Genomic DNA, 13753 nt, shown 5'->3' with positions numbered 1-13753 from the left:
CGCATTCTCGGGGCGATGCCTTCACGGCTGGACGGTGACGCTCATCGGGGCCGGAAGAAATGACGACCTCGCACCAGGACCGGCGGGCACTGCGTGACATGTTGCGGAAGTCGGGCGTGCTGACCCCCGACTGGGGAGCCGCCTTCGAGGTGGTTCCCCGGCATCTCTTCCTGCCCGAGGTGATGTGGCCCTCGACCGAGGAGGGGCACACGGCCGTCTCCAGGATCCACGACCCCGACGGGTGGTGGCACTGGGCCAACGCCGACGTGCCCATCGTCACCCAGTGGGACGACGGCACCCACCTCGGTCTTCGTCACGGCGTGCTGGCCACCAGCTCCAGTTCGATGCCGACCGCGGTGTTCTCCATGTTCGCCGAACTCCTGGTGTTCGAGGGCGCGAAGGTCCTGGAGATCGGCACCGGCACCGGCTGGTGCGCCGCCCTGCTGTCGGCCCGGCTGGGCGAGAGGAACGTGGTGTCGGTCGAGATCGACGAGGAGGTGGCCGACACCGCGCGCAGGTCACTGGCCGCCGCGGGCTGGCACCCCGAGATCGTCGTCGGGGACGGCCTGCTCGGCAGCCCGGAGCACGCGCCGTACGACCGGGTTCTCGTGACGGCGGGGGTGCGTGAGGTTCCGCGCGCGTGGATCGAGCAGACCAGGCCGGGCGGGGTGCTGGTGATGCCGTGGGGCACCCACTACACCGGGCAGAACCCGCTGGTGCGGCTGGTCGTCAACGACGACGGCAGCGCGGGAGGGCGTTTCTCCAGCGCCGCACGGTTCATGCATCTGCGGTCCCAGCGTGACCGCCGGGTCACCCGGGCCGACTACGTCCCCGGCGACGAGTGGCCGGGGGACACCCGCCGGTCGTTCACCGACCTGCCGGTGGACGAGGTCATGGACGACTCCGGCTACGCGGTCTTCGACTTCGTGGCCGGCCTGCTGGTGCCCGGGTGCGTCCACGCCCACGGCCGCACCCGGTCCGGCAACCGGACCATGTGGCTGTACGGCCTGGACGGCCCGTCCTGGGCCGCGGTGTTCTTCGACGAGGAGTACTCACTGGAGTCGCGGGTCTTCCAGGGCGGGCCGCGCGACCTGTGGGACGAGGTCGAGGCCGCCCACCGGTGGTGGACGGAGCAGGGACGGCCGCGGCACGAGGAGTTCGGGCTGACGGTCACCGCGGACGGCCGCCAGGAGGTGTGGTTCCGGGAGCCCGCAGTCCTTCTGCCCCGGTCCGAGGCCGCGCCGGCTGAGGCGGGCGGCTGACGGGACACCGATCCCGGTGTCCCGTCATGGCGGGGCAGTCAGTAGTGGCCGTTCATGGCGGCGCGTACCTCGGCGAGGGTGGCGTCGGCCACGGCCCTGGTCCGCTCGTTGCCCTCGCGCAGCACCTTGCGGAGGTGGGTGCGGTCCCGGGCGTACTCGGCCCGGCGGGCCCTGATCGGCGCCAGATACTCGTTGACCGCCTCGGTCACGGTCCTCTTCAGCGCGGCGGCCCCCGCGGAACCGATCTCCTCGGCCACCCGCAGCGGAGAGCGGTCCAGGCACAGGGCCGCCAGCAGGACGAGGGAGGACACCTCGGGGCGGGCGACCGGGTCGTAGGTGATGTGCCGCTCGGCGTCGGTCTTGGCCCCCCTGATCAGGCGGGCGGTCGCGTCGGCGTCGGCGGACAGGGCGATGGCGTTGCCCCGGCTCTTGCTCATCTTGGTGCCGTCCGTCCCCAGCAGGAGCGGGGCGTTCGACAGCAGCGCCTCGGGCTGGGGGAACACCGCGGTGCCGTCGCCGTACCGGTCGTTGAAACGGCGGGCGACGGTCCGGGTGAGCTCCAGGTGGGGAAGCTGGTCCTGGCCGACCGGGACCAGGTTGGCCTTGCAGGAGAGGATGTCGGCGGCCTGGTGGACGGGATAGGTGAACATCAGGCCGTTGACGGACGACTGGCGCGAGTGGGCGATCTCGTCCTTGACCGTGGGGTTGCGGTTGAGCTCGGAGACGGAGACGAGGCTCAGGAAGGGCAGCATCAGCTGGTTGAGCGCGGGGACGGCGCTGTGGGTGAAGATCGTGCTGCGCGCCGGGTCGATGCCGATGGCGAGATAGTCCAGCACCAGTTCCTCGACGTACTCGGTCAGGTTGTCCGCCACGTCACGGTCGGTCAGGACCTGGTAGTCGGGGATGATCACGAACATCTCCACCCCGAGGTTCTGCAGCCGCACCCGGTTGTGCAGCGTGCCGAAGTAGTGCCCGAGGTGCAGCCGCCCGGTCGGACGGTCGCCCGTCAGCACCCGGAACCGCCCCGGGTCCTTGAGGATCAACTCCTCCAGTACGGCGCTGCGGGCCTGCGCGGCGGACATGCCGAGGGCGTCGGGCGCGTCGGGCGTTCCAGGTGCTCCGGGTGCTTCCGGCGTTGCGGTGGAAGGGGCCGTGGTCTGGACGGTGCTCATGAGGTCTCCTGGTGGGTCGGTCGAGCCGTCGGGACGACACGAGCCCTGGTCCAGGAACACGAAAGGGCCGTTCATCCGAACGGCCCGGTCATGCGCGAGAGGTGCCGCTCCTACGAGGAGCGCCACCAGCTCAGACATGAGGAAGAGTACACACCCCCATGATAACCACCGTCCGGGACCTAACCGTCTGACCGGTGGGGGAGGCGGTGGGCGGTGAGGCGGTGGGGGTTGGGCCAGTGGACGTCGTCGGCCCAGTTGGCCAGTTCGAACCAGCGGATCAGGCGGGCGCTCGGGTCGAGTTGTCCCCTGAGGACGCCGTGCCTGGCACAGGTGGGTTCGGCGTGGTGCCAGTTGTGCCAGCCCTCGCCGAGGGTCAGCATCGCCACCCAGCGGACGTTCGACGAGCGGTCCCTGGTCGCGAACGGACGGTCCCCGAAGGTGTGGGAGACGGAGTTCACCGACCACGTGACGTGGTGCACCACGGCGTAGCGGACCAGGCCGCCCCAGAACAGCGCGCTCAACGCCCCCTGCCATGACATCGACCACAGCCCTCCGACGACCGTGGGCAACGCGAACGACAACGCCACGACGGCCGGGTAGGCGGCGTCGAAACGCCGGACGTCGGGGTCGGCCAGCAGGTCGGGCACCCAGTGCGACCGGCTCGACCGGCGGCGCGCGGTGTAGAACCAGCCGACGTGGGCGTGGGCCATGCCGCGCAGCAACGCCAGGCCGCTCTCGCCGTACCGCCACGGGGAGTGCGGGTCGCCCTCGCGGTCGGCGTACTTGTGGTGACGGCGGTGCTCGGCGGCCCACAGCGTGACCGGCCCCTCGACGGCCATGCCGCCGGCCAGCATCAGCGCGATCCGCAGCGGCCTGCGGCACCGGAAGGAGCGGTGGGTGAACAGCCGGTGGTAGCCGATGGCGATGCCGAAGATGTTGACGAAGTACATCACGACCGCGATGACCAGGTCGCGCGGCCCGACCCCCCACCCCCACGCGGCCGGTACGGCCAGCGCCAGGAGCACCGCGGGAAGCACCACGAGGACGACGAGGTAGGCGGCCCTGCGGCCGGTGGGGACCGTGACCGTCTCCGCCGTCCGCTGGTCGGGGCGTGAGTCGGGCGACGGGGCCACGTTTTCTCCCTGCGGTCGGATGGGGCTTATTGAACGTCCGTATTCCGGCGCCGTGGCAGTCGCCCGAAAGTGACATGATAATCACTTAGAGGCAGCAAAACACTCCATAGAGTAGTCATCGGTGAATCCCTCGCGACCCTCCTAAATTGTTGTGGCCACCCGATGTGACGACCCGTGTTCGCTCCGGCTTTCCAGGGGTCCGGAGAGACTCCGGAAAGCCCCGGAGAAATCCGGGGAGACCGGGGGAGAAGGGGCCAGGACATGGGCGCTGTCGACCAGACGACCACCGGTGACCACCTGAGGAGATACGACGAGACCCTGGCCGACGATCCGGTGTCCGCGCTCGCCCTCGTCCTGCGGTGGTTGCGCGCCGACTGGCGTGACTTCCTCGCGGAGCTGCGCGAGCACAGGCCGGTCCTCGTCACCCCGGCCTTCACGGTGGTGACGAGATACGCCGACGTCGTGGAGGTGCTCTCCAACGAGGAGGTCTTCACGGTGCGCTCCTTCGGGCCGCGCCTTGAGGCCGCGCTCGGCGCGCCCTTCATGCTCTCCAGGGACGCCACCCCGATGAACTGGCGTGACAAGGGGCTGATGCGGGTCATGCTCCCCCAGGGGGACGCGGCCCGGGTGCGCGACACGGCAGGGCGGCTGGCCGACGAGGCGCTGGACGCAGCCTGGCCCCAAGGCCGGGTCGAGGCGGTCCACGAGCTGTTCCGGCACGTCGCCCTCGGGGTCTGCGCCGAGTACTTCGGCCTGCCCGGCCCCGACCCGGCGACCCTGTCACGCTGGACGAGGGCCGTCATCGTGGACGGCTTCGCCAACTTCCAGGGCGACCCGGAGATCCAGGCGGCGGCCGTCGCCGCGGGCTCCGAGCTGACCGCCCACCTGCACGGCAGGCTCGCCGAGCGCAGGGCCGCGCTGCGGGCCGGGCTCGACCTGCCCGACGACGTCTTCGCCAGGCTCGTCGGCACCGTGCTGCCCCCGGGCACCGGGTTCGACGACGAGCGGGTCGTGATCAACATGGCCGGGCTGCCCCTGGGGTTCGTCGAGAGCGGCCCCGGCGCCATGGTCGAGGCGGTCGAGCAGCTCATGCTGCGCCCCGAGGTGTACGGCCAGGCGGTCGAGGCGGCGGCGGAGCCGGACCCGGCGCGGTTCGACTCCTACGTCTGGGAGGCGCTGCGGTTCAACCCGTTCTTCAAGCTGCTGGCCCGGGTGTGCGTGCGCGACCACGTCCTGGCCGCGGGCACGCCGCGCCGTACGGTGATCCCGGCGGGGACGTTCGTGCTGGCCGCGCCCGCCTCGGCGATGTTCGACGCCGACGTGGTCGAGGCGCCGGAGGAGTTCCGTACCGACCGGCCCGCCCACCACCGGCTGTTCTTCGGTCACGGCCACCACGCCTGCCTCGGCGTGACCCCCGCGAAGGTGATCATCTGCGAGGCCGTACGGCGGCTGCTGCTGCGGCCGGGGGTGCGGCGGCTGCCGGGGCCGGAGGGGGAGGTCGTCCGCGCGCACGGCATCTTCCCGGACAGGTTCGTGCTGGTCCTGGGAGACGCCGGATGAGAGCGCGTGGCATCGCCACCGACGGGGCCTCGAACCGGTTACGCTTCCTCGCCCTGACCAGGGGGCGCGCCCTGTGGGAGGCGGCCCAGGCCATGCCTCCCGTGCAACGTCGCCTCAACGCCACGCTGATCGACCACGCGATCCGCGAGATGCCGCCCCGGCCAGAGCCGCTCAGCGCCATGGCCGACTACACCTCGTGGACCTCGCTGACCGACCGCACCTACAGCGGCAGGCACCTGCCGCCGGTCACGGCCGACGACAGCCGCAGGCCGTCCCCCGAACGGGCCGCCGACCTGTTCGCCCGGGGCGACGCCATGATCCCCTGCCCCCGTTCGACCGTGCTGTTCGCCTACTTCGCCCAGTGGTTCACCGACGGCTTCCTGCGCGGCGACAGCAACGTGCCGCGTGACCCGCGCAGGAACACCTCCAACCACCACATCGACCTCAACCAGCTCTACGGCCTGACCCCGGAGGCGACCGCGGTGTTACGGTCCTTCGAGGGCGGGCGGCTGAAGAGCCAGATCATCGAGGACGGGGAGTTCCCGCCGTACCTGTGCGAGGGCGGCGAGATCAAGCCGGAGTTCGCCCCGCTGAAGGTGGTCCGCCTCGCGGAGGTCGACGCCGCACGGCGTGACACCCTGTTCGCCGTCGGCAGCGACCGGGGCAACATCCAGGTCGGGTTCACGATGCTCACGGTGCTGTTCCTGCGCGAGCACAACAGGGTGGCCGCCCTGCTGGCCGAGCAGAACCCGCGCTGGGACGACGAACGGCTGTTCCAGACGACCAGGAACATCCTCATCGTGCTGCTCATCAAGCTGGTCGTCGAGGAGTACGTCAACCACATCACGCCCTACCACTTCCGCTTCACCCTCGACTCCCGGCTGTCGGCACGACTGGCCCACGCGCCCTGGCAGCGGGAGAACTGGGCCTCGGTCGAGTTCAACCTCGTCTACCGCTGGCACGGGCTCATCCCCTCCCGGCTCTCGGTCGGTGACGCCGATCTCCCGCTGGCGCGGACCCTGTTCGGCGCCGAGCTGATCCCCGGCCCCGGGATCGGCAGGCTCTTCGAGGACGCCTCCCGGCAGCGCGCGGGCCGGATCGGCCTGTTCAACACCGATCCCGGCCTGCGGGAGGTGGACGTGGCCAGCGTCGCCGAGTCACGCGCCCTCGGCCTGGCGCCCTACAACGCCTACCGAGAACACTGCCGGTTCCCCAGGGTGCGGCGGTTCGAGCAGATCACCGGCGACCGGCGGGTCGTCGAGGCGCTGCGCGAGCTGTACGGCGGTGTCGACGACGTCGACCTGTACGTCGGGTTGTTCGCCGAGGAGCACGCCTCCTCGGAGGCCATCCTGCCGCCGCTGCTGACGAAGATCATCGCCATCGACGCCTTCTCCCAGGCGCTCACCAATCCGCTGCTGGCGCCGAGGGTGTTCAACGCCGCGACCTTCTCCCCGCTCGGCCTGCGGATCATCGCGACCACCGGGACGCTGTCCGACGTGCTCAACCGCAACATCCCGGAGGAACCACGCCCCCGCTACGTCAGCATGGGCCGTGAGGTGGGGAGATGAGCGGGCGGGGCCGCGAGCACGCCGCGCTGCTGCGGGCCGCGGCCTGCGAACTCGTGGACATCGGCGTCACGATCCACGAGGTGTCGACGCACGCCACGACCGCGCTCACCGAGAGCGCCGCGCCGGGCGCCGTGGTCCGCGCGCCCGCCGTCGCCTACCGGGCGGAACGCGCGCTGCTGCGCGCCGTCACCAACGTTCAGGGGCTCGGCTACGCCTTCACGGGCGGGCCGCTCGGAAGTCTGGCCGCCAGGCTCGGCGTGCTGGGCGGCGCGGAGAGCCTCACCGTCCGCGTCCTGGCCACCTCACTGCGGCTGCGCATCGCGGCCGCCGCCGTCGAGCATCCCGAACTGCGCGACGACCCCATGCTGACCAGGCTCGTCGAGGCCGCGGCGGCGGACCGCGACCTTGAGGCGGTACGCGCGCTGCGGGCCCTGTTCAAGGACCGCGGCGCGGTGCGCACGCTCAGCACGCTCGCGCCGATCTTCGGTGAGGTGCTCGCCCTGCGGGCCCTGCTGGACGAGAACCCGTTCAACGACGAGGCCGCCTGGCTGATCGCGACGGGACGGGGCTTCGCGTCCGCCGACCCGATCACCGGCCTCGGCAACAGGGCCGTCGCGGTCCTCGACACCGGCGAGGGAGCCGCCCGCCGCGTCGACCTGGCCACCGTCGAGTCCGTACGGCTGAGCCAGCGGGGTTCGCTGCTCGGCTTCCTGCGCAACATCGGCCTGCTCGGCACGACGGGCCGGGTGCTCATCCAGAGCGTCGAGGACGACGAGGGGACGACGCGTCACGTCGTCCAGGCGCCCGGCATGCGGGTCGGGCTGCCGGACGACAACTCGCCGCAGGACCTGCTCGGCGCCTTCAGCAGCGCCGTACTCGACAGCAGTCCCTACAGCCGGGCCCTGATCAGAGCGGTGGAGGACTACGGCGTGCCGCGCGGTGAGGAACTGGCGCTCATCGGGCACAGCGCGGGCGGCGCGGCCGTCATGAACCTCGTCCAGGACGCCGCGTTCTGCGCCCGTCACACCGTCACCCACGTCGTGTCCGTCGGCGCGCCCATCGACTTCAAACGGCCCGCCGACCCACGTGTCCGGGTCGCCAGCGTCACCAACCAGCACGACATCATCCCCACCCTCGACGGGCAGGGCGCGGGCACGTGCTTCGACCTGCACCCCGACTGGTACGTCGTCGACTACTTCGACCCGACCCACCTCTTCCCGCGCTGCCACAGCATGGAGCACTACATCGCGAACCTGGCCGATGACCTGCCCGAGGCGCGGGAGCGGATCGACGCCGAACTGGCCCCCTACCGGGGGCGGGTCGTGCGGTCGCAGGCCTACCAGCTGTTCGACCGGGCTCCCCGCCCGGAGGGGTTCCCGTTCCTGACCGTGCCCACCTACCTGGCCGAGACGCGGGACGGGTCGGTCGAACTGCCGGTCAGATGCCAGGACGGCGGCTCCCTGACCGCCTACTTCGCCGCGGACCCGGCCGCCACGGCCGCCCTGCTCGTGAGCACCGGGCTCGGGCCCGCCGTACGGGTCGGGGGGCGTGCCCTGGTCGCGGTGCACGCCTCGTGGAACCGGCGGACCAGCCTGGGCGAGTACCACGAGGCCCACCTGGGGGTCGTGGTGCCCGACCCGTGGCGTTCGCGGTCGATCCGGGTCTGGCCCGACCTGCCGCGTGGCGCCGACCGGCGGCGTTCGGGCAGCTTCCTGGCCGGTTCCGTGGTGGACACCGCCGTCGTCCGCGCGGTCGCGCCCCGGCTGTGGGGCGGCGAGCCGTACGTCATGCCGGTCGAGTTCGACCTGACCGGCGGGGCGGTGCGGGTCACGGTGGGGGAGCTCACCGACCGGGTCCTCACCCTGACCGGCTCCCTCGGCCCGTGGGTGCCCGCGAGCGACCGCGACCTGGTCGCCTACGCGCGTCACGAGGGGGCGACGTTGCGCTCGTGCGTGCGGACCCGGGGCCTCGGCCGGGTGCATCTCGCCCCCCGGGTACGGCTGGTCGTCGGGCGCTCGGCCAACCCGCTGACGGGGCGGCTGCGTGAGCTGGGACTCGACGGCGCCCGTCCGTTGCTGTGCCTGTCCACGATCACCAGGCGGACGCTCCAGGAGGCGTGCGTCCCGGTGCGGACGGTCTGACCGCCCTGAAACCGGAGAACCGGAGGCGGCCCGACCGCCTCGGGGCCGGAGAACCGGAGGAACGAATGCCTTCTTCCCCCGACAAACCGGATGCGCCGCAGCGGATCGCCGCGCGGGTCGAACTGCTGCGCTCCGACGTCCGAAGACTCGCCGACTGCGCCGAGCGCCTGCGCAGGATCGAGGCGGAGCTTGAGGAGGGCGGTGCGGCACCGCCGTGGCTGCGCGAGTCGGTACGGGCCCACCTCGACGCGTGCGCGGTGGCCGCGGCCGACCTGACGGAGGCGGAGGCCAGACTGAGCCGCTACGCCGAACGACTCGGCGGCTGACCGCCCGAGGCGGCGGTGGGGGTTCGGTAGGCGGTGAAGGCCGGGCGTGGGGCGAGGTGTTTGGTACGGCGTGGCGGTGGGGGTTCGGCCTGGTGAGGAACGTCTGGCGCCGTGGGAGGTGTCTGGTACGGCGGTGAAGGCCGGGCGCGGGGCGAGGCGTTTGGTACGGCGCCCGGCGCCGGGGGAGAGACGCCGGGCGCCGGGGTCAGGACGCCTCGTGGATGGCCTGGGCCGCCTTGAGCCCGGACTCCAGGGCTCCTTCGATCCAGGCGTGCCACAGCGAGCAGTGCTCACCGGCGAAGTGCACGCGACCCTCGGGGGCGATGATCGCGTCGTGCAGACTCGTCTGCTGGTGCGGCTCGAACAGGGCGAAGGCCCCCGCCGCGTAGGGGTCGTCGTACCAGGCGTGCGTCACGCCGAACTCGATGTGGTCGTGGATCTCGGGGTGGATCTTGGCGACGTCCTCAAGCGCCTGCTCGACCCGCTTCTGCGGAGACATCGCGCCCCACCTCAGGGCGTCCTGTCCCCAGGTGTAGCTGGCCAGCAGGACCGAACGCTCCTCGTCGCGGGCGTTGTGCGAGGGGTAGCAGATGCGGCGGATCGGCAGGTCGGTGACCGTGGTGCCGCCGACGATGCCGTCCGTCCGCTCCCAGAACGGCCGCCGCACCTGGAAGAGGATCTTGGTGGAGGCGTTGTAGTTCAGCTCGCGGATGGCGCGCTGCTTGCGGCGCGAGAAGGCGGGCCTGACCTCCACATCACGCAGCACCGAGAACGGGATCGTGCAGATGGCGTAGTCACCGGTGAGCGTCGTCCTGCCGGAGGCCGTCCTGACGTGCAGGGTGACCGAGTGGTCGTCCTGCTCGATGGCGGTGACCTCGTGGCCGAACCGGATGTGGTTCCTCAGCTCCCGGTAGAAGGCCGTCGGCAGCAGGTCCGTGCCGCCCTCGATCTCCTGCATGTCCTCGAACGCCCGGCCGATGATCTCGCGGAACTGCTCGATGATCGCCGCGTTCAGGTTGGACTCCCTGAAGCTCATGACGCCGTACAGCTCGATGGCGCCCTCGGAGAAGCCGCGCTCGCGCAGGAACCCGCGGATGGAGTAGCGGTCGTACTCGGCGCAGATGCGGTCGAGCGCGGCCTCGCCCTCCTGGGCGTACAGGTCGTGGATCTCCTGGGTGGCGGTGCGCCACAGGTCCTCGTAGGTGCGGCCACGCTCGTGCTCGGCGAGCTCGAAGTCGATGATGCCGGGGTTCTCGTTCAGCTCCCTGACGGTGGTCCTGACGCCCTGGATGTAGGCGAGGGTGTTCGGATTTCCCATCACGAAAGGCCGCAGGGTGAGCCCGAACCGCTCGCAGTAGGCCAGGGTGAGGTCGTGCACGCGCGGGATGCGCATCGCTCCGGCCTCGGCGTACAGACCGGGGGCGAAGTCCCGCAGGGTGAGGACCCGTCCGCCGACCCGCTGCTGGGCCTCCAGGACGACGGGATCGTGCCCCTGGCGCATCAGCTCGTAGGCGGCGACGAGGCCGGCCATCCCGCCGCCGATGACCAGCACCCGCTTGCGCGGCGTGCCGCCTGAGGTCAGGCCGTGCTCGGCGGTCGCGACCAGGGCGGCGGGGACTCGCAGCTCGTGACTCGGTCTCGGGGCTCCCGCCTCGATCAGCTCTTCGGGCGTCGCCGTACCCAGGACCGGCGGTTTGTTGGTGTTCAGAGCTTCACACCCCCTATGTTCACGTAAAGCGACATTAATATCGCTGTCAGTAATCTCACCTGCTGGGGAGAACGTCAAGACCACCCGGAACATCCATCACGCGAAGGAGCAACGGAGTCATCTCCAAATGAGAGCCGTACGGCTTGGCGGGCGGAACGTATCCCTCGGAGGCGTTCGCGGTGAGGCTGGACGGTGTCGTCCGTGGAGCGTGAGGAGTCCTGAACATGAGGGTCTATGTGTCCATCGACATGGAGGGCGTCGCCGGGATCGCGACCATGGACCAGGTGGTCAGGGGCGGACACGGCTACCCCGCCGCGCAGCGCCTGATGACCGCCGAGGCCAACGCCGCCATCGCGGGCGCCTTCGACGCCGGTGCGGAGAGCGTCCTGGTCAACGACAGTCACGGCACCATGGACAACCTCATCCATGAGGATCTCGACCCCAGGGCCAGGCTCATCTTCGGCTCCCCCAAACTCGACTGCATGGCCGAGGGGATCAGCGAGGAACACGACGTGGCGCTCTTCCTCGGCTACCACGCGGCGGCCGGTGAACCGGGCGTGCTCGCGCACACCTACTCCTCGTACTTCACCGAGGTCCGCCTCAACGGTCTCGTCGTCTCCGAGGCCGAGGTCAACGCGCTGCGGGCCGCCGCGGTCGGTGTGCCGGTCGGGCTCGTCACCGGTGACGACGTCATCTGCGCCACCATCAGGGACCGGCTGCCCGGCGCGCGGACCGTCGAGGTGAAGGCCGCGCACGGCTACTTCGCCGCGGACAGCCTCTCGCCGACCGTGGCGCGCGAGCGCATCAGGGCGGCCGCGGCCGAGACGGTCGAGAAGGCCGGGGAACTGCCGACCATCCAGGTGCCCGACGAACTACACCTGGAGATCGACATGCCGAGCGCGGCGGCGGCGGAACAGGGCGCGATGATCCCCGGGATGACCCGCACCGGCGACCGTACGGTCGCCGGCGGCCTGTCCAGCCCCCGTGAGGTGCTGGGGGTCGTCAACGTCTGCTACCAACTCGCCGCGGCCACGGCGAGGGCGCGCTCGATCTTGTTTGATCGGTGACTTTTGCGCTGTGCCTTTTTGCGCCGCCTTCGGCGTCGCGGGCTTGGGCGCTTTCGGGTCGGTGTCTTCCCTCGTCGTTCGTCCGCTGCGCTCCCTCACTCCTCAGTCCAGACACCGACGCGCCCAAGCCGACACTCCTCACACCTGGCACCGGTACCCCAAACCCAAACCCCTCCCTCATCGACGGGTTCAGCCAGGTTCTCTTGTGATGTGAGTTTGGCGTTCCGCCGTTTCAGAGTCGGCTGTGCTGATTCCACGTCGAACCACGCACGCTCTCGGTAGGCTCCCCGCGTCCCAGCGGAGACCAGGGAGGCCGATGTGGCGCAGGAGATTGAGGTCAAGTACCGCGTGCGTGACCTCGTGGCCCTGGAGGAGGCATTGGCCCGGCGCGGAGTGATTCTCTCTCCTCCGGTACGGCAGGACGACCAGGCGTATGCCGAGAACGGCTGGACCTACGAGCAGAGCAAGATCGGCGTGACGTTCGCCCGGTTGCGCACCCAGCGGGGGCGGTACCTGTTCACGATCAAACGACCACTGGACAACGCGATGGCCTGCCTTGAGCACGAGACCGAGATCGCCGACCGCGAGCAGATGCACCACGCCATCGTCGCGATGGGCTTCCACCCCACTGTCCGCATCGTGAAGACTCGCCGGAGCGCGACGCTTGGCGACATGGCGATCTGCGTGGACGAGGTCGAGCACGCCGGAGTGTTCATCGAGTTCGAACGCACAACGAGTGACCAGGAGCCCGGCACCGCCGTACAGGACGAGTTGGACACCTTCGCCCGCTCCCTCGGCATCGAGTTGGAACGCACGAGGGACACCTACGACTCGTTGGTACGTGCCGTCCTGGCTTGATTTAGAACAGCTGGTAAGAAGGCCCCGGTTCTCTTCGGAGGCCGGGGCCGTACTCGTGTTATGTGGCTGCCGGTTCGGACCAACCATGTATGCCGATGCCAGTGCCGGTGCGGTGGAGCCTGACCCCGGCGGCGGTATATGGCACGGTGTTACTCGGCAGGACGTCAGCGGGCACCCATTCGACCTTGGCGCACTTGTTCGGTTCGGCGTTGACCACCTCCCCGTCCCAGGTATCCGTGGCGAAGAAGAACCCGACCCGTGGCCGACCTTCGGGAGACAGGTGGTGGACCACGGTGGCGGGCCGTAGACGGCCGGGGTCGATGATGACGCCGACCTCCTCACGGGCCTCACGGATCGCGCAGTCGACGACGGTCTCACCGGGGTCGAGATGACCGGAGGGCAGGCAGTACAGCCCGTCGGCGTACCCGGTGCCCTGCCGAAGGGACAGCAGAATATGACCGTCGCGTTCGAGGATCACATGAACATCCACGGTGACCTGCTGGCGCTGCGTCGTCATGGCGGCAGAAGCCTTTCCCGAGGCGGGTAGGACGCCCGTGACGATAGCCCAAGGATGTGGCCGGTGAGGGCCGCAGCGGCGTCTTGCGGTGATTGATGACCTGTGTCGATTCGGTGGAAGACATATCCATCGACAGCCAGGACGTCGGCGAGGTCCTCGTATAGGGCGACCTCGGCGGCGCTGGAGCCTTCGTGCTCAAATCGCGAGTGTGCTCCTCGCACGGTGAGCCGCTCCTCCAGAACGGCAGAAGCGGCTGTGACCAGAATTGCCAGACCGGGCCGGTCGGCCAGGGCGTTGAGGTGGCGGATGTAGTCCAGGGGGACGCCGTCACGGGCTTGGGCGCTTTCGAGTCGGCGCTTTCCCTCGTCACTCCGTTGCTGCGCTCCTGCGTTCCTCAGTCCAAGCACCGACGCGCCCAAGCCGGGTCTCTTTGCTCCGCCT

Annotated in this window: 12 protein-coding genes; 7 read left to right on the top strand and 5 right to left on the bottom strand. The window is 70.3% G+C overall.

Going from position 1 to position 13753, the window contains the following annotated elements; all coding sequences use genetic code 11:
- Positions 1-59: 59 nt before the first annotated feature.
- Positions 60-1262 carry a methyltransferase domain-containing protein gene (locus ACIBVQ_RS25015; RefSeq protein ID WP_352014476.1) on the top strand — a complete coding sequence of 401 codons (1203 nt, stop codon included), beginning with the start codon at positions 60-62 and terminating at the stop codon, positions 1260-1262.
- Between the two features lie 38 nt (positions 1263-1300).
- Here ACIBVQ_RS25015 and trpS read toward each other — a convergent pair whose 3' ends face one another.
- Both trpS and ACIBVQ_RS25005 read right to left on the bottom strand, forming a co-directional pair.
- On the bottom strand, positions 1301-2344 hold the full coding sequence (gene trpS / locus ACIBVQ_RS25010) for a tryptophan--tRNA ligase (protein ID WP_399180394.1): 1044 nt from the start codon (positions 2342-2344) through the stop codon (positions 1301-1303).
- Positions 2345-2613: 269 nt separating this feature from the next.
- The gene (locus ACIBVQ_RS25005) at positions 2614-3567 is read right to left on the bottom strand and encodes an acyl-CoA desaturase (protein ID WP_399180293.1); all 954 of its coding nucleotides are present in this window, start codon (positions 3565-3567) and stop codon (positions 2614-2616) included.
- A gap of 261 nt (positions 3568-3828) precedes the next feature.
- On the opposite strand from ACIBVQ_RS25005, the gene ACIBVQ_RS25000 reads away from it, so the two are divergent.
- The 4 genes from ACIBVQ_RS25000 (at position 3829) to ACIBVQ_RS24985 (ending at position 9162) form a co-directional block, all read left to right on the top strand.
- Positions 3829-5127: a cytochrome P450 gene (locus tag ACIBVQ_RS25000; protein WP_399180291.1), complete on the top strand. Its 1299-nt coding sequence runs from the start codon at positions 3829-3831 to the stop codon at positions 5125-5127.
- Positions 5124-6695, top strand: coding sequence for a peroxidase family protein (locus tag ACIBVQ_RS24995; protein WP_362913509.1), 1572 nt, complete (start codon positions 5124-5126; stop codon positions 6693-6695). The genes ACIBVQ_RS25000 and ACIBVQ_RS24995 overlap by 4 nt, the downstream gene beginning before the upstream one ends.
- Entirely contained in the window at positions 6692-8836 is a 2145-nt protein-coding gene (locus ACIBVQ_RS24990) for a hypothetical protein (RefSeq protein WP_399180288.1), read from the top strand. Before ACIBVQ_RS24995 ends, ACIBVQ_RS24990 begins: the two co-directional genes overlap by 4 nt.
- 65 nt (positions 8837-8901) lie before the next feature.
- Complete coding sequence (locus ACIBVQ_RS24985; RefSeq protein ID WP_352014471.1) at positions 8902-9162, top strand: hypothetical protein; 261 nt, start codon at positions 8902-8904, stop codon at positions 9160-9162.
- Positions 9163-9367: 205 nt separating this feature from the next.
- Here ACIBVQ_RS24985 and ACIBVQ_RS24980 read toward each other — a convergent pair whose 3' ends face one another.
- A complete protein-coding gene (locus ACIBVQ_RS24980; protein ID WP_399180286.1) occupies positions 9368-10954 on the bottom strand; it encodes an FAD-dependent oxidoreductase in 1587 nt (528 codons plus the stop codon).
- 140 nt (positions 10955-11094) lie between these two features.
- Between ACIBVQ_RS24980 and ACIBVQ_RS24975 the strand changes: the two genes are divergently transcribed.
- The gene (locus ACIBVQ_RS24975; protein ID WP_352014469.1) at positions 11095-11937 is read left to right on the top strand and encodes a M55 family metallopeptidase; all 843 of its coding nucleotides are present in this window, start codon (positions 11095-11097) and stop codon (positions 11935-11937) included.
- Positions 11938-12255: 318 nt separating this feature from the next.
- Positions 12256-12795 (top strand): class IV adenylate cyclase, encoded by a 540-nt coding sequence (cyaB, locus tag ACIBVQ_RS24970; RefSeq protein ID WP_399180283.1) that lies wholly within the window; start codon positions 12256-12258, stop codon positions 12793-12795.
- A 58-nt stretch (positions 12796-12853) separates the two neighbouring features.
- Here cyaB and ACIBVQ_RS24965 read toward each other — a convergent pair whose 3' ends face one another.
- Together ACIBVQ_RS24965 and ACIBVQ_RS24960 are read right to left on the bottom strand one after the other, a co-directional pair.
- Entirely contained in the window at positions 12854-13312 is a 459-nt protein-coding gene (locus ACIBVQ_RS24965) for an NUDIX domain-containing protein (protein ID WP_399180281.1), read from the bottom strand.
- Positions 13309-13731, bottom strand: coding sequence for a hypothetical protein (locus ACIBVQ_RS24960; protein WP_399180279.1), 423 nt, complete (start codon positions 13729-13731; stop codon positions 13309-13311). The genes ACIBVQ_RS24965 and ACIBVQ_RS24960 overlap by 4 nt, the downstream gene beginning before the upstream one ends.
- Positions 13732-13753: the final 22 nt, after the last annotated feature.

The sequence above is a fragment of the Streptosporangium sp. NPDC049376 genome (assembly GCF_044466505.1).
Taxonomy (GTDB): Bacteria; Actinomycetota; Actinomycetes; order Streptosporangiales; family Streptosporangiaceae; genus Streptosporangium.
The sequence above is the reverse complement of the archived record's forward strand: the minus strand, read 5'-3'. Positions and strand labels throughout refer to the sequence as shown.